Source organism: Halopseudomonas sp. 4NH20-0008, from assembly GCF_057548395.1.
The window spans coordinates 54,069-77,725 of sequence record NZ_BAAJMD010000009.1; the positions used below are offsets into that span (position 1 = coordinate 54,069).

The window sequence follows — 23,657 nt, forward strand, 5'->3', positions numbered from 1 at the left end:
GACGGCAACCTGACGGCGCTAAAATAATTACTCGGCCACGAAGGTCAGGATAAACTCGGCGCCACCACCGTCTCGGTTGGTCGCCGTGACGGTGCCACCCTGGGCACGTTGCAGACGCTCGACAATGGCAAGTCCGAGTCCGGCCCCGCCCGGACTGGCCGATTCGCCCCGCCAGAACGGCTGGAACAGCCGCGTTTCAGCCTCAGCCGGGAAGCCGCAGCCATAATCCCTGACAGCCACCACCGGGCCGGGCCCGACGGTGACCTCAATCTGCGGGGTACCTGAGTGCACCATGGCATTTTCCACCAGATTGGACAGGGCCATTTCAACCGCATCTGACTGTGCCCGGACGAATACGCTGGGTGACTGGGTCACCAGCGACAGCTCGATACCCTGCTGATAGGCCGCTGGTGCCAGGGCGGCCAGAACGTTGCTGGCGACCAGGCACAGGTCGGTGCGTGTACCCTCGGTGATTTCCAGTCCGTCCGCGCGGGCGGAATCCAGTATTTGTCGAACGGTACGGGACAGAACAGCCAGGTCAGTCCGCAACTTGTCAGTGACCGGGCCGGGGGGTAAGGCATCCAGACGGGCAATCAGGATTGCCAGCGGGGTTCTCAGCGCATGAGCGGCCTCGGCGGCGCGACGTTGCTCGGCCGACAGGGCCTCGCTCAACCGCTCCAGAGAGCGCCGGGTGGCCTCAACCAGATCGGTAATTTCGACAGGCAATTCCTTGTTATTCAGTACTGGTACCGCCATACCGGGCTTGATGCCCCTGGCCCATTGGGCTGCGGCAGAGATGGGCCGGACGCTGCGGCGAATCATCAAGGCATTGGCGCCGATCAGGATCAGTGAAATCGGCAGAATGGGCAGCCATATGTGCTTGATGAACTCGAAGACAAAGGCGCGACGTACCAGATTGGCTGGATCATCCCGCAAGGCGAATAGCCACAGCAATGCTTCGTCCTGAACCATCAGGGTGCGCGCTACCACCAGCTGTGAGCCCTCGGGATCGGGCAGTCGTGTTTGCCAGTTCTGCGCAAAGCGTCCACCTGCAAGGGCCTGCTCAGGGATCAGGCCAAGGTTCTCAGCGTCAAGGACCCGGCCGTCGGGATGTAAAACCGCAAACCCATAGGCCTCAGGGTAATCGACAAATAAGTGCCGGGCAGCTTGTGCCACGCGCAGCGGGTCGCCGGTCAGAGCGCTGGCCAACTGATCGATTTCATACTCAATGGCTTCGCGTTCCAGTGGCTGGTGATCAGCGCCGTAATAAACTGCTACGGCAAAGGCATTCACCAGCACGACAGCCAGCGCGATCCAAGCCAGGCGCCGGGTCAGTATGCTTGCCAGCGTAGGATCAGCTTTGCTCATGTTTCGGCTCTTTGACCAGCATCCAGCCAACACCGCGCACGGTCACAATCGGCAAGTCGCAGCCGGCTGACGCCAATGCCCGCCGAAGTCGGGAGATGGCTGCCTCCAGTGCGTTCGGGCCAACCTCATCGGCGTAATTATAGATAGTATCTTCCAGTACCCGGCGCGGTACCACACGACCGGCTGACTTCATCAGCAGTTCCAGCACGCCCATCTCGCGGCGGCCCAGCAATAAAGGCTCACCGTGGAGGTGAAGCGACCGGTTGAGGGTGTCCAGCGCCAGACCGGCGACCTCCAGAAGATCACTGGAACGGTCACCGGGGCGACGCAACACGGCTCTGCAGCGGGCGACCAGTTCGGGCATTTCTACCGGCTTGACGATGTAGTCGTCGGCTCCGCTGTTCAAGCCATTCAGGCGGTCTTCCAGCTGGTCCCGGGCGGTCAGGATGATTACCGGTACGCGGCCCTCTGCACGTAATGCCGGCAGGAGGCAAAGCCCGTCACGGTCAGGTAGTCCCAGATCAAGAAGCACCAGCGCGTAAGGAGTCATGTCCGACATCTGTTTGGCCGTAACGGCGTCAGGGGCGTGATCAACGGCAAAGCCCGCGCGACACAGGGCGTCTATGACGGCCTCTGCCAACGAAGGGTGATCCTCAACCAATAAAATTCGCATACGCTTTGCTCGAATCGAGTTTTGGAAAAGTCAGGTTACTGTGCCCCTGCTGTTATCATGCGTTGTTACTGATGTCAGGGCGATAGTCAGGCCGCAATAATATGCAGTTTATTGGCTTGGTGGGACAGAGTGAGCTTGCTGCGACGCTCTGCGGCAAGACTGCCCCTTAGTTAAAGGTAATAGATACGTGTGGGTATAAGACTGATAACTAGCCTGCGTCCGCCTTTCCTGTTGCTGGCGCTGGTCACCGTGCTGTTGGCCGCCGCCCTGGCGGGCGACTTTGCCTGGTTGACCTTTGCACTGGTGCTGATCGTGGCGCTGGCCGCCCATGGCGCGGTCAATGCGCTGAATGAATACGCCGACTTCCAAAGCGGGCTTGATCAAGGCACCGCGCGCACGCCCTTCAGTGGTGGCAGCGGCTACCTGCCAGCCCATCCCGCTGCCGCCAGGCAGGTGCTCTGCCTGGGCCTTGGTTTGTTGCTGCTGTGTTGCCTGCTCGGTCTGTATCTGGCTTGGCAGGCTGGCCCGGCCTTGCTCTGGATCGGACTTCCCGGTGTCGCTCTGGTAGCCGGATACACCCCCTGGATCACCCGTAACCGCTGGCTCAGTCTGGTTGCGCCGGGTATTGGTTTTGGCCTGCTGATGCTCTGCGGTGCCGAACGGGTCTTGGGCGGGCAGTATTCCACGGCCGGCTGGCTGACCGGTTTGATGCTGGCGTTGCTGGTCAATAACCTGTTGCTGCTTAATCAGTTGCCGGACCGTGAAGCCGACCGCAACGTAGGCCGCGACAATATCCCCCTGCGTTACGGTCTGGCTGTCAGCCGCCGGTTTTACGCGTTGCAGTGGCTGCTTGCACTGGGCTGCTATGCGCTGGCCCTGCTGCAGAACAGCGTCCCCATGCTGGCCCTCTTGGCACTGCCCGGCTTCGCCCTTGGCCTGCATGCCTGGCTGACCGTCTCAACCAACCTGCACGCCGCCCTGCGCAGCAACGTGCTGCAAACCCTGCTGGTGCCCGCGCTGATGGCCTTGGGGATTGGGCTTGGCTGAGTAACAAACCGCCTCGACAGCTCGGTGCTCAATTTTTTTCATCGCCGTTAAATTTTTTTTGAACCCATTACAAACTCGCCTCGACTCACTTGATGGAAACACCCACATCAACGATGGAGATCGACCCCATGAAAAATGCAAAACTGATTCCTGCCCTGTTTGCCGCCGTAATGGGCTTTTCTGGTTTGGCCATGGCCAACTGTGCTGATGACGCCATTGCCGTCTGCAATGAAAAGCACCCCAACCCCGATGCCAACTATGGCGCTTACAACCTGTGCATTCAGGCCCAGCTGGGTCAGAAGTGCCCGCATAGCGCCGTTGGTAACTCAGCGGCTACCCAGTTCCAGGCCGCGCAGCCAAGACCTTCAGTGCCAATGCAGCCGGTTCGCCGGGTAGAGATGCAGCAGGTCGCGCCTGAGCGTACTGGACGCTAAAGTAACCAGGCCGGGCTGCATAGCCTGGCCTGTTGTTGAGATGATCAAGGATGAACGAACCGGACAGCCGAAGAAACAAACACTTGGGCCAAGCAACACGGTGCGCTGACTAACGCCATCAGATCGCGTTGGTTTGCGGCGCTTCAGTGGGGTTGGGTTCATTGGTCGCCTGCTCGGTTTCCTGCGCTTGCTCCTCGGCCGGGGTCAGGGCCTCGTCAAGCCCTTCCTGCATGCCATCAATCTGTTCGTTGAGCTGTTGCATGGTCTCACCCACGGTCTCGTTCACCAGCTCACGGGCGGCTTCGGCGGTCTTTTCCATGGTCTCGTCCAACAGTTTCTGGGCCGATTCTTCTGCAGCATCACAGCCGGAAAGCAGGGCTAACGCCAGGCCCAGGCCCAGCAGCGATGCGTTACGTGTTTTACGCGTCATAGTGTCACCTCGTGGTTAGTTGAAATCGCAAGGCTCACCCGTCACCGAGCAAGCGTTAAAATTATTTGGCTGATACTCCAGTGGACAGAGCTTGGTTTGAGCTTTAAAGCCCGTCAGCAGCACGATACCTCAGCAACGACTGGCTCATGTTCAATTTCGGTGGGGAAAAACAACTGAGGGGGACCAGCCACAATGGGTTAGCTGGAACCAGAAAATTAGGACGTGGGAATATTTCCAGGGAATTCATGAGCCCCTCCTGACAGTCAAGTTGAACAGACTGTGATTCCGACATCGCGGTGTTAACCGCCAGAGGGGCCCGGCATCACGGGGCTAAATTAGCAGGTCATTCATGCCGCACAAGCAGCCATATGATACGGCGTGTGTCAGTCAGATCATGACGTCGCAGCTGGACAACACGCTGTATGGCTCAGGCTAATTTCACATTCATGGTGATGAGCGCAGTAGTGTTGATGAAAAACACTGCACTTATTGATATTAAAAATCATGTCACACACTGAGATGTTTTCTGTCCTAACCTGTTATGTTTAACCAAGCCGCTCTGCCAGTTTGCATCGGTGACTGATCAGTTTCATCACATCAACAGGGAAGTGATTTATGGCCTTAAGCGATTATTGGAATGGTCCTGCGCATCGGCAGCGGGCAGATGATCTGGATATCCAGCTGTCGGAACTTCAAGTACGTCATGCTCAGTTGCAAGCCCTAAACAAGAAGATTGGCGCAATGGATGTGCTTGAAGTCCAGAAGCTGATCGAGCAAGAGAAAAGCAGGCTGGCAGCCATTCGGAACTCGATCCAGCTCGCCGAGCAGGACAACAGCAATCTTGAAAAGCGCTCAATTGAACTTCATTCGCAAATCCTTGTTTGGGAGGAGGCGCTTCTATTGGAGAGTTTTGCGCTGTATGAACCCAAATTCAAGCTAAGTGCAAGTACTGAATACAAAGCTCGACTGGACAAAGTGCGTGAGCAGCAGAAGGCGATGATCAAGAGCGGCGATGCGGCCACTGGCAACAAGGACTGGTCTGTCAATGGTAGTAAGGCTCAAGGGAGAAAACTTGTTAACGACATGATCAAACTAGTTATTCGGTCGTTCAATAACGAAGCTGATTACTGTGTAGACAACGTAAAGTTCAACAACGTAGAGCTTGGTGAAAAACGTATTCTCAAATCCTTCGAGGCATGCAACCGCCTTGGCAAAATGATGAGTGTGGAACTATCAAGCAAATATTTAAACCTTAAGCTCGATGAGCTTCATCTTACGCATGAGTTTCAACTCAAAAAGCAAGAGGAAAAGGAAGAAGCAAAGCGCGCTAGAGAGGAACTTCGGGAGCAACAGAAACTTGAACAAGAGATTCGCGCCGCCCGGGAGAAGATAGCCAAAGAGCGCAAGCATTTCGATACTGCCCTGCGCGAGCTTCAGTCACGCCTGGACAAAGCAGAGACTGAAGACGAGCGCACTCTTCTTTCAATAAAACTGGCAGAGATTGAGCTTGGTCGGGCCGAGTTGGAAGGGGAAGAAAAACTCATCGATTATCGCGAGCAAAATGCTAAGGCGGGCTATGTATACGTCATTTCAAACGTCGGGGCATTCGGAAAGGATGTATACAAAATAGGCATGACCCGCCGTCTGGAACCAATGGACCGTATTGCAGAGCTCGGCGATGCGTCGGTGCCATTTTGGTTTGACGTGCATGCGATGGTTTTCTCAGACAATGCCCCCGCGCTGGAAGCCAAGCTGCACGAGAGATTTGCAGCAGGCCGGCTCAACAAAGTTAACGGACGAAAGGAGTTTTTCCGTGCCCGCATTGCTGAGATTGAGTCTGTAATCAGAGAGAGCTACGACGCTGCTGTTGAGGTCATCCACGAAGCACCAGCCGAACAGTACCGTGAAAGTCTGCGTATGGTTCTGCCTGCTGACCCTATCCAGCAATCAGAACGATCTCTGGCATCCAGTTAATGTTATTTACTAGTGACCTATTCAAATCGTTCGTGTTTGGATAGGTCACCAGAAAATAAATCCGAACAGTTTTTTTTGCTAAAAAAATTGTTAAGCCTGCTTGTCGATTAGGAATATGAATTCGCGGTTTGGCTCTTCTGCATCTCGCAACCACTCATTCGTCCATTTCATATCTGCCATCACATTTTTTTTGTAATCAATCTCTATTGTTTTAATCAATTTTCCATGGCGACTTAATATTCCGTTGAGTTCTTCTGCAGTGGCTTTTCCTCCAGAACTATAAGAGAGAGCCACATATTTTGCATTCGCGTTCTGAATAAGTCGTTCAATTGCTTTTACGGAAATGAAATGGCCATCGTTATCCTTGCGAAACTCTTCAAAAACTGTAGCGGCCACTCGATCCGATGTGTCCTCTCTACGAAGAGCTGCGCCGAAAACAGGAGGTTTATCATTTTTGCAGATAGTTGCCCACACATGATAGTAGGAGGCATAACGTACCCTTGAAGGAGGCATTTTTTCGTTATTGGAGCCATAGGGTGGATCAAAATACGCAAAGTCGACCGCAATATCTTTCATTGAATCAAAAATATCACCTTTTAGAACGACATTTTCTTCTGTGTTCTCAAAAATCTTCGGCACCTTAAGCCGCATTTCCTTATAGGAGCGTGAAGACCAATTCTTTAGATAAGAAGTGAAATGCCCAAGAGTGCTGTCAACCTCGTCCATTGCAAGAATAAGACTGGTTAAAGCAACTGCTTTTTCTATTTCTGGCAAACATAACGCATCAATTTCATCTCGTATTCCATCAAGTTTCTTCGTGTTATGGACTTGCCAAGGTTTTTTGGTGCCGTCTGGTTGTATTGCGCTACCTGAAAAATCTTGTCCACCATAATTTTCGGTGAACCAACCATCGTAACCCTTGATTGAATTCAAGTGCTCTATCAGCTCTTTATACTCGGATACTTTCTTCTTATTTTTTAAGTAGCATAACCCGAATACATATGACCATTCAGAAATATCGTTGCTTGTGACTTTGAATCCAGACTTTGCTAGCGCCTGAGATACACGAGTGGTTCCAGAGAATCCGTCGAAAACTGTTTTAACTTCAAGTTCATCAAATAGCGACAAAATGTGTGGAATTAGCTTCAGCTTAGAACCGGCGTACTTAACCCCTTGGGTTTCTGGAGTGTCAAGTATTGCGCCGCCAAATAAAGATAATGTTGATTTATGCATTTATTCCACTCGCCTGCTTTAACCTGGCTATGTCAGTTTTAATTTCTTCAAGTGCCGTTTCATGCCCTTTAGCGCTGGACACAAGCGCATGTGAAAAGAGTTTAACTAAAACCAAATTATGAGAATAGTCGACCCATCCGTTTGTTACACTGTCGAAAAATGGAGTTGCATTTTTTGTGTTTGTCCAAAGCCCGCGCTGTAGAGCGTTAGCTGTAGCGCTTCCGTATCTTACTTCACAAATATAACAGTCATTCTTATCGAAGAACCTATATGCAGGATGCTTGCGGCCAGCGCCCTCGGTCTCTTTCCTTATATAAGAAGTTTCGTTTCTTGCGCGCTCTGCGTCGAAAACCAAAATATTGCAGCGCTGTTTTTTTTCGTTGTAAATCAGAGGAAGAACGTTAATCTCGCTGAAGCATGAAAATGCCTCATTTTCAAATATACTTGATATTTGATCTTTATCTGTAATGAGCTCTCCAATACGTTCAAGTAAAGGGTACATCTGGAAATTTTTGTCCGTAGATAACTGAAGAGGTCCATCGCCATAGGCTTTAAGGCTAATAGGGAATTTTTCGTTTGTTATCTCGTTCTCAACAGTTATGTCTTCTTCTTTTGACTTGGCTCGGTAAAGATCTTTTCCTACGTGAATAGATTTGAAATCATACATATATTGGTTAATGAACTCAGAGATTGCAATTTCTGCAAGATCTCCATGTGTTTTATTGCCAATAAGACGCATAGTGAAAATATTGCTCAGAGTCATGGTTATAAGGGTTGGATGCTTCTTAATCAGAAGCCCAAAGCGTTTTGTGAAATCTTTATATGCGTCTTTACTCATAATTCCCTCAATGATTTCTTTATTCTTTTGCCAAGAGCAAGATCGTTAGTTTACACGGAGTCATATGGATGCGGGAACAACATCGTATTAGATAGTCGGCTGTATTTTCATATATCAGTAAGTTTTGTATGATCATGTTTTTGCCGGTTATGGACAAATAATCTTTATCTATAAAAATCAATTTGTTGCCTTTCTGGTAGCGACCTGCCCTAAGATCGCTTGACTTTTTTATTTTTTCACTCAATAAACTGTGTATCCAGTCAGTGCATTAGAATTTCAGTGCTTTCCAATCAAAATCCTGTGGTCTGGCTTGCAGATGCTCCTTTCGGTGATCAATCTCCAGACGCGCTACCCCTCGATCCTGATTTTGGACAAGTCGCGGTTTACTGTTCGGGTTGTACGGGGGAGGGCAGACTATCCGTGTCTTGCTTGGGGCTGACTGCAATCCCTTTCTGTTATTGAGAGTAAGTCAGGGTTGCTGGGCTGTCCAAGGCTTTTTGTCGCGCCAGAATTCAAGCAGCCCCCGGCAGCGTCTGTTGCCCCCCATCCACCCCAACAATACCCCCACATACGCTTTGGTAACTCAACTGGTCCCCGTGACCGGTGAGTTCTACACTGGTGCGACTTTGCTGAACGCCATGGAGCACCACTATGTCTTATGAAACCCTCGACTATCAGGTACAGGACGGCATTCTGACGCTGACCCTGAACCGCCCTGACCGCATGAATGCCTTTAACGGGCAGATGCGCCGTGAGTTGCTGGCGGCCTTTGATGCTGCAGATGCCGATGATGCGGTGCGGGTCATTATCATGACCGGCGCGGGCAGGGCCTTTTGTGCGGGTGCGGATCTGGAGAAGGGCGGTGACACTTTCAACCGCCATAAGCGTCAGGACCAGCCCGAAGGCGATGAGCTGCGTGATGGTGGCGGCACCGTGTCGCTGCGTATCTACGAATGCACCAAGCCGATAATTGGCGCGTTCAATGGTGCGGCGGTGGGTGTGGGCGTGACCATGACCCTGCCGATGGATATTCGGATGGCCTCGACCAACGCCAAGTTCGGTTTTGTCTTTGCCCGTCGCGGTATCACTATGGAGGCCTGTTCGAGCTGGTTCCTGCCGCGTCTGGTTGGCCCCATGCAGACCGCTGAATGGGTGCATACCGGACGGGTATTCGGCGCTGAAGAGGCGCTCAAGGGCGGGTTGATTCGCAGTATCCACGAGCCGGAAGAACTGATGCCGGCGGCCTATGCCCTGGCGCGTGAGATTGCGGATAACACCTCGGGTATGTCGGCCCTGCTGAACCGTCAGTTGATGTGGCGCATGCTTGGTGCCGATCACCCGATGGAGGCGCATATTGTTGATTCACGGGCGATTGCCTATATGGGCGAATCCGCCGATGCCAAGGAGGGGGTGAGTTCCTTCCTGGAGAAGCGCGCGCCGCAGTTCAAGCTCAGCCCGAGCAAGGATCGCCCGCCGTTCTATCCCTGGTGGGATGAGCGTAAATTTCGCTAAGGTATCCACGTCGATAGTCATCGGGAGCATGTCATGAGCCGCCATTTTGAATCTGCTACAGGACTGTGTGAGCAGCGTGATCCGGCTACGGAAGGCTTTGTATTCAATCAGACCATGCTGCGCATCAAGTCGCCGCAGGCGTCACTGGATTTCTATACCCGGATCATGGGTATGACGCTGGTGAAGAAGCTGGATTTTCCGGGCATGAAGTTCAGTCTGTATTTTCTCGCGGCGATTGACAGCCGTGATCTGGGTAACTGGTCAGATGATGCACAGGAACGGCTGGTGCAGACCTTTGGTCGACCGGCGATGCTGGAACTGACGCACAACTGGGGTACCGAGGACGAGCCTGATTTTGCCTATCACAACGGTAACGATGAGCCCAAGGGCTTTGGCCATATCGGTTTTGCCGTGCCGGATCTGGAGGCGGCCTGTGCGCGTTTTGAGGAGCTGGGTGTGAGTTTTGTCAAACGTCCGCAGGACGGCAAGATGAAGACCCTGGCCTTTATCCGTGACCCGGACGGGTACTGGATCGAGCTGTTCAGTCCGGGTGCGATGCGTGGCAGCTTCAGTTGATCTGACGTGACCAGAAACAACAAGGGCGCCAAATAGGCGCCCTTGTTGTTTTACTCACCTGCTGGCAAATCAGGCCAGATCGAAGCGATCGGCATTCATTACCTTGACCCAAGCGTTGACGAAGTCGCGCACAAACTTCTCGCGGTTGTCGTCCTGAGCATAGACCTCAGCGTAGGCACGCAGGATCGAATTGGAACCGAACACCAGATCTACCCGGGTGGCAGTCCACTTGGTCTTGCCGGTCTTGCGCTCGACGATGTCATACAGGTTGTTGCCTGTGGGCTTCCAGGTATTGGACATGTCGGTCAGGTTGACGAAGAAGTCCGTGCTCAGCACGCCTTCACGCTCGGTAAATACCCCGTGTTTAGTGCCACCATGGTTGGTCCCCAGCACGCGCATACCGCCAACCAGTGCTGTCATTTCGGGAGCGGTCAGCCCCATCAGCTGGGTACGGTCGAGCATCATCTCCTCAGGGGTGACAACGTAGTCTTTCTTGACCCAGTTACGGAAGCCGTCATGCAGTGGCTCAAGGACCTCGAAGGACTCAACGTCGGTCATCTCCTGACTGGCATCGCCACGGCCAGCCGCAAAGGGTACGGTGATGTTGACACCGGCATCCTTGGCCGCTTTTTCAACACCCGCAGTACCTGCAAGGACGATCAGGTCAGCCAGACTGACTTTTTTGCTCAGACCGGCCTGGATGCCTTCCAGCACCTTGAGTACTTTTTGCAGGCGGGCGGGTTCGTTGCCTTCCCAGTCTTTCTGTGGAGCCAGGCGTATGCGTGCACCGTTAGCGCCACCACGGCAGTCAGAGCCTCGGAAGGTGCGGGCGCTGTCCCAGGCGGTAGAGACCAGTTCGGAAACGCTCAGGCCACTGGCAAGGATTTTCGCCTTGATTTCAGCTACCTCTGAATCGCTCAGGGTGTAGTCGACACTGGGTACCGGATCTTGCCAGATCAGATCTTCAGACGGCACATCAGCACCCAAATAGCGGCTCTTGGGGCCCAGGTCGCGGTGTGTCAGCTTGAACCAGGCGCGGGCGAATACATCGTCAAAGTAGGCCGGATCCTTGTAGAACCGCTCGGAGATCTTGCGGTATTCCGGATCCATCTTCATGGCCATATCGGCATCGGTCATGATTGGATTAAGGCGGATCGAAGGATCTTCGACATCAACTGGCTTGTCTTCTTCCTTGATGTTGATCGGTTCCCATTGCCAGGCTCCGGCCGGGCTCTTTTTCAGTTCCCAGTCGTAGTTAAGCAGCAGATGAAAATAGCCGTTGTCCCACTGAGTCGGGTTGGTGGTCCAGGCCCCTTCGATACCACTGGTCATGGTGTCGCGACCAATACCCCTAGTTTTGTGGTTGTTCCAGCCCAGGCCCTGTTCTTCCAGCCCAGCAGCTTCCGGCTCAGGGCCGAGGTTGGCCGCGCTACCGTTACCGTGGCACTTGCCTACCGTGTGTCCGCCGGCGGTCAGTGCTACGGTTTCTTCATCGTTCATGGCCATGCGCTCAAAGGTAATGCGCACGTCATGGGCGGTTTTCAGTGGGTCGGGCTTGCCATCTACCCCTTCAGGATTGACGTAGATAAGACCCATCATCACGGCGGCCAAAGGGTTGGCCAGGTCGCGCTCACCGGAGTAGCGGCTGTTTTCGCTACCGGAAGGTGCAAGCCACTCCTTTTCAGAGCCCCAATAAGTGTCTTTTTCCGGATGCCAGATATCTTCGCGGCCACCGGCAAAGCCGAAGGTCTTGAAGCCCATGGACTCATAGGCCATGTTACCAGCCAGAATCATCAGGTCAGCCCAGGAGAGTTTGTTGCCATACTTTTTCTTGATCGGCCAGAGCAGGCGACGGGCTTTATCAAGGTTAGCGTTGTCAGGCCAGGAATTGATCGGCGCGAAGCGCTGGTTACCAGTACCGGCACCACCACGTCCGTCTGCAATCCGATAGGTACCAGCGGAGTGCCAGGCCATACGGATCATCAATCCACCATAGTGACCCCAGTCGGCGGGCCACCAGTCCTGGCTGTCGGTCATCAGTGCTTTGAGGTCAGTCTTGACGGCTTCAAGGTCAAGCTTTTTGAATTCATCCGCGTAGTTGAAGTGCTCTCCAAGCGGGTTGGTCTTGCGGTCATGCTGATGCAGGATGTCAAGATTAAGATTTTTTGGCCACCAGTCCATATTTGCATTGCCGGTGGCAGTATTGCCGCCGTGCATTACGGGGCACTTACCCTTGTTATCACTCATATCAGTCTCCAATGCCATCTGCGTAAACTCAGGCGGCGGATAGCCGCCTCAGGGTCATGTGTGGCCGGATCACAGCCACGTTTCACGATTCATTAATCAATTACTGCAGAAGGGTTAAATACCTCTGCCAGTATTGAGTCATTTAGTTTTAGCAACGATGTTTGATTACCGCCAGTAGGATTTTGACAGAACTCTGATAGATTTTTTATATAGATCAGGGCTGACAGGCTTGCGTAGCCTTGGTGTGAAACATCGCAAGCCCGGTAGTGAGGTGTTATTCGACCATCAGACGTTGCAGTGCATGTCGTGGTCCGGCCGGTATGGCACAGGACTGGTTGCTGCTGCGCTCAACAAAGACATGCACAAAGCGGCCGAGCGCACAGGCGTCATCTGTGCCTGACTTGAATACGGCCAGTTCATAGTGCACTGAGCTGTTACCCAGTTTGGTCACGCGCACGCCAATTTCAATGGCATCGGGGAAGGCAATCGGGGCGAAGTAATCGCAGCCGGAGCTGACCACAAAGGCGATCTGCTCGCCCTGATGAATATCCAGCCCACCCTGTTCGATCAACCAGCTGTTCACGGCACTGTCGAAGTAGTTGTAATACACCACGTTGTTGACATGGCCGTAGACGTCATTGTCGTGCCAGCGGGTGGTAATGGGGTGCAGGTAGGGGTAGGCGCTGCGTTGGGGTTTGTTGCTCATGTTCTGACGTGCTCTCTTTTGGTCGTATCGTGGGTACGCATTGGCAGATAGTGGTTATGGACACGCTGCAAGTACATCCCTGTAAGCTCGCTATGCCCATCCGACCGCCATGGATGGCGGAAGTGTCGAAAATGCAGGAGCAATTTTCGACCAGGGCATAGACGGTCCAGAACCGCTATCTGCCAATGCGTAGCCTCGGATTTGGTGGTTTTTGGTTCGGCATCGGCGGCCTTGGGCGACACCCTCCGTAGACACGCCGTAAACCCATCCCTGGGGGCTCGACTGCGCCCGTCCTGGGCGCAGACGGTCTACTGCGGGTATCACCCAAGGCCGCCTGGCATCGGTGTTGTCTGATGGAAAAAACTCAAAACGCTGCGCGATAAATCGCCAGTGCATCGGCTTCGGTCATGTCTCTTGGGTTATTGACCAGCAGGCGCTGTTGCAGCATTGCGTCCTTGGCCAGTTGCGGCAGACTGTCTTCCGGTACGCCTGCATCCCGCAGACGCGAGGGCAGGTTGCAGCGTGGGCTCAGATCGGCCAGTGCGGCGACCAGTTGTTCGGTCAGGCTGGCGGCGTTGCCAGGCTTGAGATCGGCGACCAGCAGCGGTGCCAGCTCGGCATACAGATGCTCGGCAGCGGGCGCGTTGAAGCCGATTACCGTGGGCAGTACCAGCGCATTGGACAGACCATGGGGGATATGGAAATGGCCACCCAGCGGATAAGCCAGGGCATGGACCGCCGCGACCGGGGCGTTGGCAAAGGCCTGACCGGCCAACAGGGCGCCGAGCAGCATGGCCTGGCGTGCTTCGCGGTTGCTGCCGTTGTGCACGGCTCCGTCCAGATTAGCAGCCAGCAGACGCAGGGCCTCGCGAGCGAGCATGTCGGACAGCGGGTTTTTCTTGATCTTGCTGGTATAGGCCTCGATGGCGTGGACCATGGCGTCAATGCCGGTGGCGGCGGTGACGGCGGGCGGCAGACCCAGGGTCAGGTCGGCGTCCAGCAGCGCCATATCCGGCAGCAAGATCGGTGAAACCACACCCATCTTGGTGGTTTCGCCGGTGGTGATAATGGAGATCTGCGTCACTTCCGACCCGGTACCGGCGGTGGTCGGCACCTGAATCAATGGCAGGCGCTGGCCCTTGGCATTACCGACGCCATAGATGTCACTGAGCTGTTGTGTGCAGTTGGGGTGGGCCAGAAAGGCGACCAGTTTGGCCACATCCATGGAGCTACCGCCACCAAAACCGACAACAAAGTCGGCCTGCATGGCCCGGCCCTGTTCTACCGCCGCCATGACCACCGCTTCCGGCGGATCAGCCTGCACGGCGTCGAAGATGTCTACTGCCATGCCCGCTTTGGTAAAGCCCGGCAGGATGTCATTGAGCATGCCGAGCTGGGTGATGCCCGGGTCAGTGACAATCAATACACGGCTGGCACCGCGCTCTTTGCACAGCTCAGCCAGGCGGATGGCCGAACCGGATTCGCAAAGAATTTGCGCAGTAGTGGCAAACAGAAAAGGGGACATGGGGACCTCGGTGACTGAGACAGTTTGGATTACTGTACAAGCTTCGAGCGGCAAGCTACAAGCCGCAAGCAGCAAGTAAAAACCTTTCGCGGCGGGGCCGCCGCTCCCACCCAGCATGAGTTTCACTTCACTGGTAGGAGCCGCGGCCTCGCGGCGAAGGGGTTGGGCTTGGTTTAAGCTTGCGGCTTGTAGCTTGCCGCTTGCCGCTTGTAGCGGCTGAGGAGCGCTCAGAGGAATCCTTCGAGCAGATCATTGAGAAACAACCGCCCGCGTTCGGTCGGGCGCAATTGCTGGTCCCAGGGTTCCAGCAGGCCTTTGCTGACGGCCTGGTTGAGCAGCGGCGCGATAGTCTCCAGCGACTGACCGGTGCGGTTCGGGTAGTGGCTGGCGGGGACGCCGTCTACCAGGCGCAGGGCGTTCATCAGGAAGTCGAAGGGCAGGTCGTCGGGGATCAGGTCCTTGCGGCCGGCGCAGTAGGCTTTGGTCGGGTCCAGGTAGTCCTTGGGCAGGCGGGTTTTCCAGTAGCGTTCGATGCGGCCATCCGGGTAACTGAGCTTGCCGTGGGCACCGGCACCGATGCCGAGGAAGTCGCCGTACTGCCAGTAGTTCAGGTTATGCCGCGCCTGGCGGTTGGCTTGGGCGTAGGCGGAGACTTCGTATTGGCTCAGGCCGATCTCGGCCAGTCGCGCCTGACCGGCTTCCTGAATAGCCCAGAGGGTGTCTTCAATCGGCAGGATTGGCGGCTTGTTGTAGAACACCGTGTTGGGTTCCAGTGTCAGCTGATACCAGGACAGGTGCTCCGGACTCAAGTCTATGGCCTGATTGATGTCCGCCAGGGCGTCGTCCAGGGTCTGATCCGGCAGACCGTGCATCAGGTCCAGGTTGAGGTTGTCGAACCCGGCCTTGCGCGCCATGGCGACGGCGGCCAGTGCTTCACGGTCATCGTGAATCCGTCCCAGTGCCTTGAGGTGTTTGGCGTTGAAGCTCTGGATGCCGATCGACAGGCGATTGATGCCGGCGGCGCGGTAGCCGGCGAACTTGGCCTGCTCGAAGGTGCCGGGGTTGGCTTCCAGGGTAATTTCAATATCGCGGGCAAAGCTCAGGCGACTGGCCATGGCCTCCAGCAGGCGGCCAAGGCTCGCGGCGGAAAACAGACTGGGCGTGCCGCCACCGAAGAAGATCGAGGTCAACTCACGGCCTTGCGTACCGGCCAGGTCCTGATCCAGATCGGCAATCAGCGCGTCGATGTACTGCGCCTCCGGCAGACCCTGGTCGCTGACATGCGAGTTGAAGTCGCAATAGGGGCACTTGCGCACGCACCAGGGGATGTGGATGTAGGCCGCCAGGGGCGGCAGCGGCAAGCGGCAAGTTGAAAGCGGCAAGCTGTCAGGGGTGTTCTTTGGGTTGGCTTGCGGCTTGACGCTTGCAGCTTGTGGCTTGTTCACACCAGCCCCAAGCGCACACGCAGTTGCGCCATGGCTTTGGCGCGGTGGCTCAGGCGGTTTTTTTCTGCCGGGCTGAGTTCGGCGCTGGCGCAGTTGGCTTCGGGCACCCAGAACAGCGGGTCGTAGCCAAAGCCCTGTTCACCGCGCGCTTCAGTGAGAATGCGTCCGTGCCAGATGCCTTCGCAGATGATCGGCGTGGGGTCTTCGGCGTGCAGCATCAGCACCAGCACCGAGATAAAACGCGCGTTGCGCTGTTCGGCGGGCAGGCCATCCAGCGCCTCGAGCAATTTGCGGTTGTTGGCCGCATCGCCGCCACTGCCGGCATAGCGTGCCGAGTAGATGCCCGGTGCGCCGCCGAGGGCGTCAACCGCCAGCCCCGAGTCGTCGGCCAGGGCCGGTAGGCCGGAGGCCAGGCAGGCGTGGCGGGCCTTGATAATGGCGTTTTCAACAAAACTCAGACCGTTTTCCACGGCTTCCTCGGCCACGAACTCGGACTGCGGCCGGACCTTGACCTGTTCACCGAGCATGGCCTGCAGCTCCCGCAGCTTGCCGGGATTGCCACTGGCCAGCACCAGTTGCTCGAAGGGCAGGGTGTTACTGGTCATCGGGGAAAAATTCCTGCTGGAAGCGGACGGTCTGCGGCGCGGCACCGGCGCTGCGGCGGAACTCCACCTCAAAGCGCAACAGACCGCGTTGGGCCGAGGTGTAATTGGCGACAAAGTAAACCGCTTCTCCTTCTTGCACGCGGATGAAGTCCAGTGGTGTTTTCTGTCCCAGCAGGTTGGTGACGCTGCCGTTGAGCAGGGCATCCACGGCTACCGGGCCGTTGTCGGTATCCTGCTGGATTGCCAGGTTCAGCACACCATGCCGTGGGCCGCGGATCAGGCCGGTGTTGGCGGCGATATCGGGTTGCAGATAGCTGCTGTTGAAAGTGTTGTGATAGACCAGCAGATCGCCAAAGCGTTGCGGGCTGACTTGCTGGGCCAGCAGCAGGGGGGCGTTCAGCAGCAACAGGGCACAGAGCAGGGCGCGGATCATCTCGAACTCCTAGCGGGTAACGCGGTAGATGGCAATTTCGCCGAGCAGATTCGGCCACAGCGCGCTGAGCCAGCTGCTGCGGTGGGTCTGATCCACCACCAGACGATCAAGGATGCGGATTGAGCGCTGTCGGCACAGGTCCTCGAAATCCTTGAAGGTACAGAAATGGATATTCGGCGTGTTATACCAAGTGTAGGGCATGAACTCCGAGACCGGCATGCGACCCTTTGTACCCAGATATAAACGGCAGCGCCAATGGGCAAAGTTGGGGAAGGTCAGAATCGCCTCGCGGCCGATCCGCAGCATTTCTTCCAGCACCTTGTCGGGGTAGTGCACAGCCTGCAGGGCCTGGGTCATGAGCACACTGTCAAAGCTGTTGTCACCAAAGTTGCTCAGCCCGCTGTCGAGGTTCTGCTCGAGCACATTGACGCCCTTGTCGATGCAGGCGTTGATTTTTTCGGGATCGATTTCCAGCCCGTAGCCGGTGACCTTGCGGTGATCGGAGAGGTAGCGCAGCAACTCGCCGTCACCACAGCCGAGGTCCAGCAGACGGCTGCCGGGCTTGATCCACTCCTGAATGATGTCCAGATCCGCACGCATGTCAGAGCACCTCGATACGGTTCATGTAGGCCTGAAAGGCCTCGATATAACGCGGGATGGGCAGCAGGAAGGCATCGTGCCCCTGCGCCGCTTCGATTTCCAGATAGCTGACCTGCTTGCCCGCCGCCAGCAGCGCATCGACCAGCTCGCGTGAGCGGGCCGGGGAAAAGCGCCAGTCAGTGGTAAAGGACATGACCATGCAACGAGCCTGCACCGGCGCCAGGCTGGCGGCCAGATTGCCGCCGTGGGCGCCGGCCGGATCAAAGTAGTCCAGCGCCTTGGTCATCAACAGATAGGTGTTGGCATCAAAGCGCTCGGAGAACTCCTGGCCCTGGTAGCGCAGGTAGCTTTCGACCTGAAACTCGACACTGGTGAAGTCGTAGTTGAGCACGTCGCTGCGCAGTTCGCGGCCAAACTTCGCGCCCATCGAGTCATCCGACAGGTAGGTAATGTGTCCGACCATGCGCGCCAGCATCAGGCCGCGCTTGGGAATCACGCCGAAGGCGGCGTAGTCGCCGTTATGAAAGTCCGGATCGGTAATGATCGCCTGGCGTGCCACTTCATTGAAGGCAATGTTCTGTGCCGACAGCTTGGGCGCGGTGGCGATGGCGACGCAGTTGCGTACCCGCTCGGGGTAGCGGATGGACCACTGCAGCGCCTGCATGCCGCCGAGACTACCGCCGACCACCGCGGCCCAGCAGTCGATGCCGAGCACGTCGGCCAGTTGCGCCTGACTGTTGACCCAATCTTCCACGGTGATCACCGGGAAGCTGGCACCATAGGGCTTGCCGGTTTCCGGGTTGAGGCTCGAGGGGCCGGTGGAGCCATGGCAACCACCAATGTTGTTCAGGCTGACAACAAAGAAGCGGTTGGTATCAATGGCCTTGCCTGGTCCAATGCAGGCATCCCACCAACCGGGCTTGCGTTCATCTTCGCTGTGGAAGCCGGCGGCATGGTGATGGCCGGACAGCGCGTGGCAGACCAGCACCGCATTGTTGCGTGTGGCATTCAGTTCGCCATAGGTTTCATAGACCAGCTCATAGCTGGACAGAGCCCTGCCGCAGGCCAGCTGCAGGGGCTCGGAAAAGGTCTGTCGCTGGGGTGTCACCAGACCGACGGAATCGGCGGGGAATCTGGACATGTTGAACCTGTTCCTGTGCTAGGTCGGCGGGGTGGCCCTTGAGGCGGTGCCGACAATCGAGGCGCCAGTCTAAAGAGGGTAGCGACCAGAGGCAATATATCAGCCGGGCTGTATGCCCAGTTCGGCGGGCAGTTGCTGTGGCCGGGCGATCAATAGGCGCTTTTGCCGGCTCAGTTCACCGCTGAGCAGGCTGATCTGACTCTTACGGACGCCAAACTGCTCAGCCAGAAAGGCCATCAGCAGCGCATTGGCCTTGCCATCCACCGGTGGCGCGCTGATACGGATTTTCAGGCGTTCGCCCTGTAGTCCGGCAAAGCCCAGGGTTTTCGCCCCGGGTTGCAGGTGGCAGTCGAGCAGCAGATCTTCGCCGCACCAGCGGTAGAAGCTGGGCGCGGCGGTCGCTAAAGCGGGCCCGGTTTCAGAGGGCAATGGTCATGGACCGGTACATACCCAGAGTAATAGCCGCAGGCAGCAGCACATAGGTGGTCAGCAAATGGATGGCGATAAAGGCAAAGATAGGTGACAGATCCAGGCCGCCGAGGGCCGGGATGATACGTCGAATCGGTGCCAGTGCCGGTTCACAGATCTGCTGGATCAGCATGGCACCCGGTGCGCGGCTGCCCGGTGCGACCCAGGAGAGGATGACACTGATCAGCAGGGCAAAGAAGTAAATCCGCAGGAACAGGGCGGCAACACAAATCACCGCCCAGCCAACAAAGCGCATCAGGTCCGGGAAGGCCGTGCTGCTGATCAGCAGAATGATCGACATCAACGCCAGTTGCACCAGCAGGGCCAGCACCAGCGAGGCAAAGTCGATACCGCCGTAGCCGGGAATAAAACGTCGCAGCGGCATCAGCAGCGGTTTGGTGATGCGCACGATAAATTGCGAAATGGGGTTGTAGAAGTCGGCCTTGGACAACTGCAGGATAAAGCGTAGCAGCACGGCAATCAGGTACAGGCTGCCCAATGTCTGGATCACAAAGATGACGGGCTCGATCAGACTGTTCATCGGCTTTCCTCAGGCAAGTTCTTGGGACATGGCGGCGGCGCGGTCGGCGGCGGCCTGCATGGCGCGGGCTACGGCGCCGGGCAGATCGTCACGGATAAAGCTGTTGATCGCCTGCTCGGTGGTGCCGCCGGGGGAGCATACGCGGCGCCGCAATTCAGCAGCGTCAACGTCACTGTGTACGGCCATATCGGCGGCACCCAGGGCGGTATACAGGGTCAGGCGTTCGGCGGTTTCCTTTGGCAGGCCCAACTGCTGACCGGCGGCAATCATGGCTTCCATCATCAGAAAGAAGTAGGCCGGGCCACTGCCGGAGACCGCGGTCACCGCGTCGATCAATTCCTCGCGCTCTAGCCACAGGCTGATGCCGACCGCGTTCAGAATAGCTTCGCTCTGTTGCCGTTGCGTGTCACTGACCTGGGTGTTGGCATACAGGCCGCTGACGCCCTGGCCGCGCAGTGACGGGGTATTGGGCATGCAGCGGACAATCGCGCTGTGCTCGCCCAGCCATTGCTCAAGACTGGCGCAACTGATGCCGGCGGCAATCGAGATGATCAACTGGCCGGGCTTGCGTGTGTCGGGCAGGGCGCGGCATACCGACTGCATGACCTGCGGCTTGACCGCCAGCACCAGGATGTCGCAGTCACGGGCCAATAGCGCGTTATCCGTGCCGGTGCGAATGCCAAACTGGATGCCGAGTTTGTCGGCCTGCTCGGGGCTATGGTCACTGGCCAGCAGCTGTTCGGCCTTGACGTTGCGTGCCAGCATGCCGCCAATCAGGCTGGTGGCCATGTTGCCGGCGCCAATGAATCCAATGGTCGGGGCTGTCATGCTTGTTCCTTGTTCGGGTTGTTGGGAGCGCTGGTCTGGCTGTTGCGGCTGCCAAACAGAGCAGTGCCAATACGCACCTGGGTCGCGCCTTCGGCGACCGCTTCGTTGAGATCATCGGTCATGCCCATGGACAGCGTATCCAGTGGCATCGCCAGTGACGCCATGCATTCGCGCAGGGCGCGCAGCGGTGCGCGGCGGCTGGCTTCGTCCTGGCCGGGGGCGGGAATCGCCATCAGACCGCGCAGACGCAAATTCGGCATCCTGGTGACGGCCTCGGCCAGCGCGGGCAATTGCTCTGGGCTGACACCGGACTTGCTGTCCTCACCACTGATATTCACCTGCAGGCAGATATTCAGCGGCGGCAGGCCAGCCGGGCGTTGATCCGACAGGCGCTGGGCAATTTTCAGACGATCGACGCTGTGTACCCAATCGAAATGCTCGGCGATCGCCTTGGTCTTGTTGGACTGGATCGGGCCAATGAAGTGCCAGGTCAGATCCAGGTCGGCAAGGCTGGCCTGTTTGTCGAGGGCTTCCTGCAGATAGTTCTCGCCGACATGGCGAATACCGGCGGCCCAGGCTGCACGAATATCCTCGGCCGGCCTGGTCTTGCTGACGGCGATCAGGGTGACGCTGTCCGGGCTGCGCCCGGCAGCGTGGGCGCAATGCCGAATACGATCACCAACGTTTGCAATATTCTCTGCTATCGTAGACATTACGGTCATTACACCTTGCCAATAGAACAATCGCTGCTGGCATTCTACATGCTTGCAGGCAGCAATGGGGAACCCTATGGATATTACCGAGCTGTTAGCCTTCAGTGCCAAACAGGGCGCGTCGGACTTGCACCTTTCGGCCGGACTGCCGCCCATGATCCGCGTGGATGGCGATGTCAGACGCATCAACGTGCCCGCCATGGATCACAAGATGGTCCACGGGCTGATCTACGACATCATGAACGACAAGCAGCGCAAGGATTTCGAAGAGTTCCTCGAGACCGATTTCTCCTTTGAAGTGCCCGGTGTGGCCCGCTTCCGTGTCAACGCCTTCAACCAGAATCGTGGCGCCGGTGCGGTTTTCCGGACCATTCCGTCCAAGGTGCTGAGCATGGAAGAGCTGGGCATGGGCGATGTATTCAAGAAGATTTCCGATGTGCCGCGCGGTCTGGTGTTGGTCACCGGGCCGACCGGTTCGGGCAAGTCGACCACCCTGGCGGCCATGCTCGACTATCTGAACAACACCAAATACCAGCACGTGCTGACCATCGAAGACCCGATCGAATTCGTACATGAGTCGAAGAAATGTCTGGTCAACCAGCGTGAAGTGCACCGCGACACCCTGGGCTTTGCCGAGGCTCTGCGCTCGGCCCTGCGGGAAGATCCGGACATCATTCTGGTGGGTGAGATGCGTGACCTCGAGACCATCCGCCTGGCCCTGACAGCGGCGGAAACCGGTCACCTGGTGTTCGGCACCCTGCACACCACCTCGGCGGCCAAGACCATTGACCGTGTGGTTGACGTGTTCCCGGCTGAAGAAAAGTCCATGGTCCGTTCGATGCTGTCAGAATCATTGACTGCGGTAGTGTCGCAGACGCTGTTGAAGAAGATCGGTGGCGGCCGGGTGGCAGCCCACGAAATCATGATCGGTACCCCGGCCATCCGTAACCTGATCCGTGAGGACAAGGTAGCGCAGATGTACTCGGCGATTCAGACCGGCGGTAACCTCGGTATGCAGACTCTGGACATGTGTCTGAAGACGCTGGTCGCCAAGGGTCTGGTCACCAAGGAAGCCGCCCGCGAAAAAGCCAAGTCAGCCGACAGCATGTAAAGGCGTACAGTCAGTCATTCGGCAGGGCTCAAACAGCGCTGCCATGCAGGTAGAAGAAGAGGCTTAAGATGGAGTTTGAAAAGCTGTTGCGTCTGATGGTCGAAAAGGGCTCATCGGATCTGTTTATTACCGCGGGTGTCGCGCCCAGCATGAAGGTGCACGGCAAGATTCTGCCCGTCACCAAGACCCCGCTGTCCCCTGAACAGACCCGTGAAACCGTACTCGGCGTCATGACCGAATCACAGCGCCGCGAGTTTGCCGAAAAGCGTGAGTGCAACTTTGCCATCAGTGCCCGGGGCATTGGCCGTTTCCGCGTCAGCGCCTTCTATCAGCGCAACCTGGTAGGGATGGTACTGCGCCGTATTGAAGTCAATATCCCCAGCATGGAAGAGCTGCGTCTGCCGGAGATCCTCAAGAAGCTGGCGATGACCAAGCGTGGTCTGGTTATCTTTGTGGGTGCTACCGGTACCGGTAAGTCCACGTCGCTGGCCTCGATGATCGGTTACCGCAACAAGAACTCCAGCGGTCATATCATTACCATCGAAGACCCGATCGAATTTATTCACCAACACCAGAACTGCATCGTTACCCAGCGTGAAGTGGGGATCGATACCGAGTCCTTTGAAGTCGCCCTGAAGAACACCCTGCGTCAGGCTCCGGACGTGATTCTGATTGGTGAGGTGCGGACCCGCGAGACGATGGACCACGCGGTAGCCTTTGCTGAAACCGGTCACCTGTGTCTGGCCACCCTGCACGCCAACAACGCCAACCAGGCGCTGGATCGTATCATCCACTTCTTCCCGAATGAGATGCACCAGCAGGTGTGGATGGATCTCTCGTTGAACCTCAAGGCGATTGTGGCTCAGCAGCTGATTCCGACGCCGGATGGCAAGGGTCGTCGGGCGGCGATTGAAGTGTTGCTGAATACCCCGCTGGCCGCCGATATGATCCGCAAGGGCGAGGTTCACGAGCTCAAGCCACTGATGGCACGCTCCAACGAACTGGGTATGCAGACCTTTGATCAGGCGTTGTACCGCCTCTACAGTCAGGGTGAAATCACCTATGAAGATGCCCTGGCCCACGCCGATTCGGCCAACGACCTGCGTCTGCTGATCAAGCTGGGTTCGGAAACAGACGGCAAGCATCTGATGGGCAGCAACAACGACTTTGCTCTGGAAGCCGACGAAACGGCCGACCACCGCCGCTGAG

General features: G+C 56.6%; 24 protein-coding genes. 7 read left to right on the forward strand and 17 right to left on the reverse strand.

What is annotated here, in order from left to right:
• Positions 1–27 precede the first annotated feature (27 nt).
• Both AC27HQ_RS10520 and AC27HQ_RS10525 read right to left on the reverse strand, forming a co-directional pair.
• On the reverse strand, positions 28–1,368 hold the full coding sequence (locus AC27HQ_RS10520; protein ID WP_487156117.1) for a sensor histidine kinase: 1,341 nt from the start codon (positions 1,366–1,368) through the stop codon (positions 28–30).
• Entirely contained in the window at positions 1,355–2,041 is a 687-nt protein-coding gene (locus AC27HQ_RS10525) for a response regulator (RefSeq protein WP_487156118.1), read from the reverse strand. Before AC27HQ_RS10525 ends, AC27HQ_RS10520 begins: the two co-directional genes overlap by 14 nt.
• Positions 2,042–2,230: 189 nt before the next feature.
• Here AC27HQ_RS10525 and AC27HQ_RS10530 point away from each other — a divergent pair, with 189 nt between their 5' ends.
• Positions 2,231–3,088: a prenyltransferase gene (locus AC27HQ_RS10530; protein WP_487156119.1), complete on the forward strand. Its 858-nt coding sequence runs from the start codon at positions 2,231–2,233 to the stop codon at positions 3,086–3,088.
• 128 nt (positions 3,089–3,216) lie between these two features.
• Positions 3,217–3,522 carry a hypothetical protein gene (locus AC27HQ_RS10535; protein ID WP_487156120.1) on the forward strand — a complete coding sequence of 102 codons (306 nt, stop codon included), beginning with the start codon at positions 3,217–3,219 and terminating at the stop codon, positions 3,520–3,522.
• Positions 3,523–3,640: 118 nt separating this feature from the next.
• Here the strand turns inward: AC27HQ_RS10535 and AC27HQ_RS10540 are convergent, their stop codons facing one another.
• Positions 3,641–3,952 carry a hypothetical protein gene (locus AC27HQ_RS10540; protein ID WP_487156121.1) on the reverse strand — a complete coding sequence of 104 codons (312 nt, stop codon included), beginning with the start codon at positions 3,950–3,952 and terminating at the stop codon, positions 3,641–3,643.
• A gap of 615 nt (positions 3,953–4,567) precedes the next feature.
• Between AC27HQ_RS10540 and AC27HQ_RS10545 the strand changes: the two genes are divergently transcribed.
• Positions 4,568–5,926: an SNIPE associated domain-containing protein gene (locus tag AC27HQ_RS10545; RefSeq protein WP_487156122.1), complete on the forward strand. Its 1,359-nt coding sequence runs from the start codon at positions 4,568–4,570 to the stop codon at positions 5,924–5,926.
• 90 nt (positions 5,927–6,016) lie between these two features.
• Here the strand turns inward: AC27HQ_RS10545 and AC27HQ_RS10550 are convergent, their stop codons facing one another.
• Together AC27HQ_RS10550 and AC27HQ_RS10555 are read right to left on the reverse strand one after the other, a co-directional pair.
• Positions 6,017–7,159 (reverse strand): DNA adenine methylase, encoded by a 1,143-nt coding sequence (locus AC27HQ_RS10550; protein WP_487156123.1) that lies wholly within the window; start codon positions 7,157–7,159, stop codon positions 6,017–6,019.
• Entirely contained in the window at positions 7,152–7,997 is an 846-nt protein-coding gene (locus tag AC27HQ_RS10555) for a hypothetical protein (protein ID WP_487156124.1), read from the reverse strand. Before AC27HQ_RS10555 ends, AC27HQ_RS10550 begins: the two co-directional genes overlap by 8 nt.
• Before the next feature lie 651 nt (positions 7,998–8,648).
• Here AC27HQ_RS10555 and AC27HQ_RS10560 point away from each other — a divergent pair.
• Complete coding sequence (locus tag AC27HQ_RS10560; protein WP_487156125.1) at positions 8,649–9,509, forward strand: crotonase/enoyl-CoA hydratase family protein; 861 nt, start codon at positions 8,649–8,651, stop codon at positions 9,507–9,509.
• Positions 9,510–9,542: 33 nt separating this feature from the next.
• Positions 9,543–10,085, forward strand: a complete 543-nt coding sequence (gloA, locus tag AC27HQ_RS10565) for a lactoylglutathione lyase (RefSeq protein ID WP_487156126.1) — start codon at positions 9,543–9,545, stop codon at positions 10,083–10,085.
• Between the two features lie 69 nt (positions 10,086–10,154).
• Here gloA and katG read toward each other — a convergent pair whose 3' ends face one another.
• From katG to AC27HQ_RS10625, 12 genes are all read right to left on the reverse strand, one after another.
• Positions 10,155–12,332, reverse strand: coding sequence for a catalase/peroxidase HPI (gene katG / locus AC27HQ_RS10570; RefSeq protein ID WP_487156127.1), 2,178 nt, complete (start codon positions 12,330–12,332; stop codon positions 10,155–10,157).
• A 274-nt stretch (positions 12,333–12,606) separates the two neighbouring features.
• The gene (locus tag AC27HQ_RS10575) at positions 12,607–13,038 is read right to left on the reverse strand and encodes an acyl-CoA thioesterase (protein WP_487156128.1); all 432 of its coding nucleotides are present in this window, start codon (positions 13,036–13,038) and stop codon (positions 12,607–12,609) included.
• A 364-nt stretch (positions 13,039–13,402) separates the two neighbouring features.
• Positions 13,403–14,563 carry an iron-containing alcohol dehydrogenase gene (locus AC27HQ_RS10580; protein ID WP_487156129.1) on the reverse strand — a complete coding sequence of 387 codons (1,161 nt, stop codon included), beginning with the start codon at positions 14,561–14,563 and terminating at the stop codon, positions 13,403–13,405.
• Positions 14,564–14,790: 227 nt separating this feature from the next.
• Positions 14,791–15,945 (reverse strand): radical SAM family heme chaperone HemW, encoded by a 1,155-nt coding sequence (gene hemW, locus AC27HQ_RS10585; protein ID WP_487156223.1) that lies wholly within the window; start codon positions 15,943–15,945, stop codon positions 14,791–14,793.
• A gap of 59 nt (positions 15,946–16,004) precedes the next feature.
• Positions 16,005–16,613 (reverse strand): RdgB/HAM1 family non-canonical purine NTP pyrophosphatase, encoded by a 609-nt coding sequence (gene rdgB, locus AC27HQ_RS10590; protein WP_487156130.1) that lies wholly within the window; start codon positions 16,611–16,613, stop codon positions 16,005–16,007.
• Positions 16,603–17,046: a DUF4426 domain-containing protein gene (locus AC27HQ_RS10595; protein ID WP_487156131.1), complete on the reverse strand. Its 444-nt coding sequence runs from the start codon at positions 17,044–17,046 to the stop codon at positions 16,603–16,605. The genes rdgB and AC27HQ_RS10595 overlap by 11 nt, the downstream gene beginning before the upstream one ends.
• A 9-nt stretch (positions 17,047–17,055) precedes the next feature.
• A complete protein-coding gene (metW, locus tag AC27HQ_RS10600; protein ID WP_487156132.1) occupies positions 17,056–17,646 on the reverse strand; it encodes a methionine biosynthesis protein MetW in 591 nt (196 codons plus the stop codon).
• A 1-nt stretch (position 17,647) separates the two neighbouring features.
• On the reverse strand, positions 17,648–18,787 hold the full coding sequence (gene metX, locus AC27HQ_RS10605) for a homoserine O-succinyltransferase MetX (protein ID WP_487156133.1): 1,140 nt from the start codon (positions 18,785–18,787) through the stop codon (positions 17,648–17,650).
• A 99-nt stretch (positions 18,788–18,886) separates the two neighbouring features.
• On the reverse strand, positions 18,887–19,216 hold the full coding sequence (locus tag AC27HQ_RS10610; protein ID WP_487156134.1) for a DUF167 family protein: 330 nt from the start codon (positions 19,214–19,216) through the stop codon (positions 18,887–18,889).
• Complete coding sequence (locus AC27HQ_RS10615) at positions 19,206–19,796, reverse strand: YggT family protein (protein WP_487156135.1); 591 nt, start codon at positions 19,794–19,796, stop codon at positions 19,206–19,208. Before AC27HQ_RS10615 ends, AC27HQ_RS10610 begins: the two co-directional genes overlap by 11 nt.
• A gap of 9 nt (positions 19,797–19,805) precedes the next feature.
• Entirely contained in the window at positions 19,806–20,624 is an 819-nt protein-coding gene (proC, locus tag AC27HQ_RS10620) for a pyrroline-5-carboxylate reductase (protein WP_487156136.1), read from the reverse strand.
• Positions 20,621–21,337, reverse strand: coding sequence for a YggS family pyridoxal phosphate-dependent enzyme (locus tag AC27HQ_RS10625; protein WP_487156137.1), 717 nt, complete (start codon positions 21,335–21,337; stop codon positions 20,621–20,623). Before AC27HQ_RS10625 ends, proC begins: the two co-directional genes overlap by 4 nt.
• A gap of 76 nt (positions 21,338–21,413) precedes the next feature.
• Here AC27HQ_RS10625 and AC27HQ_RS10630 point away from each other — a divergent pair, with 76 nt between their 5' ends.
• A complete protein-coding gene (locus AC27HQ_RS10630; protein WP_487156138.1) occupies positions 21,414–22,448 on the forward strand; it encodes a type IV pilus twitching motility protein PilT in 1,035 nt (344 codons plus the stop codon).
• 68 nt (positions 22,449–22,516) lie between these two features.
• On the forward strand, positions 22,517–23,656 hold the full coding sequence (locus AC27HQ_RS10635) for a PilT/PilU family type 4a pilus ATPase (RefSeq protein WP_487156139.1): 1,140 nt from the start codon (positions 22,517–22,519) through the stop codon (positions 23,654–23,656).
• The last annotated feature ends 1 nt before the right edge of the window (position 23,657 follow it).

Bases quoted from the DNA above. Each gene is read 5' to 3' on its own strand.
- AC27HQ_RS10520 (WP_487156117.1), bottom strand. From the start codon at position 1,368: ATGAGCAAAGCTGATCCTACGCTGGCAAGCATACTGACCCGGCGCCTG.
- AC27HQ_RS10525 (WP_487156118.1), bottom strand. From the start codon at position 2,041: ATGCGAATTTTATTGGTTGAGGATCACCCTTCGTTGGCAGAGGCCGTC.
- AC27HQ_RS10535 (WP_487156120.1), top strand. From the start codon at position 3,217: ATGAAAAATGCAAAACTGATTCCTGCCCTGTTTGCCGCCGTAATGGGC.
- AC27HQ_RS10540 (WP_487156121.1), bottom strand. From the start codon at position 3,952: ATGACGCGTAAAACACGTAACGCATCGCTGCTGGGCCTGGGCCTGGCG.
- AC27HQ_RS10545 (WP_487156122.1), top strand. From the start codon at position 4,568: ATGGCCTTAAGCGATTATTGGAATGGTCCTGCGCATCGGCAGCGGGCA.
- AC27HQ_RS10550 (WP_487156123.1), bottom strand. From the start codon at position 7,159: ATGCATAAATCAACATTATCTTTATTTGGCGGCGCAATACTTGACACT.
- AC27HQ_RS10555 (WP_487156124.1), bottom strand. From the start codon at position 7,997: ATGAGTAAAGACGCATATAAAGATTTCACAAAACGCTTTGGGCTTCTG.
- AC27HQ_RS10560 (WP_487156125.1), top strand. From the start codon at position 8,649: ATGTCTTATGAAACCCTCGACTATCAGGTACAGGACGGCATTCTGACG.
- gloA (WP_487156126.1), top strand. From the start codon at position 9,543: ATGAGCCGCCATTTTGAATCTGCTACAGGACTGTGTGAGCAGCGTGAT.
- katG (WP_487156127.1), bottom strand. From the start codon at position 12,332: ATGAGTGATAACAAGGGTAAGTGCCCCGTAATGCACGGCGGCAATACT.
- AC27HQ_RS10575 (WP_487156128.1), bottom strand. From the start codon at position 13,038: ATGAGCAACAAACCCCAACGCAGCGCCTACCCCTACCTGCACCCCATT.
- AC27HQ_RS10580 (WP_487156129.1), bottom strand. From the start codon at position 14,563: ATGTCCCCTTTTCTGTTTGCCACTACTGCGCAAATTCTTTGCGAATCC.
- rdgB (WP_487156130.1), bottom strand. From the start codon at position 16,613: ATGACCAGTAACACCCTGCCCTTCGAGCAACTGGTGCTGGCCAGTGGC.
- AC27HQ_RS10595 (WP_487156131.1), bottom strand. From the start codon at position 17,046: ATGATCCGCGCCCTGCTCTGTGCCCTGTTGCTGCTGAACGCCCCCCTG.
- metW (WP_487156132.1), bottom strand. From the start codon at position 17,646: ATGCGTGCGGATCTGGACATCATTCAGGAGTGGATCAAGCCCGGCAGC.
- metX (WP_487156133.1), bottom strand. From the start codon at position 18,787: ATGTCCAGATTCCCCGCCGATTCCGTCGGTCTGGTGACACCCCAGCGA.
- AC27HQ_RS10615 (WP_487156135.1), bottom strand. From the start codon at position 19,796: ATGAACAGTCTGATCGAGCCCGTCATCTTTGTGATCCAGACATTGGGC.
- proC (WP_487156136.1), bottom strand. From the start codon at position 20,624: ATGACAGCCCCGACCATTGGATTCATTGGCGCCGGCAACATGGCCACC.
- AC27HQ_RS10625 (WP_487156137.1), bottom strand. From the start codon at position 21,337: ATGTCTACGATAGCAGAGAATATTGCAAACGTTGGTGATCGTATTCGG.
- AC27HQ_RS10630 (WP_487156138.1), top strand. From the start codon at position 21,414: ATGGATATTACCGAGCTGTTAGCCTTCAGTGCCAAACAGGGCGCGTCG.
- AC27HQ_RS10635 (WP_487156139.1), top strand. From the start codon at position 22,517: ATGGAGTTTGAAAAGCTGTTGCGTCTGATGGTCGAAAAGGGCTCATCG.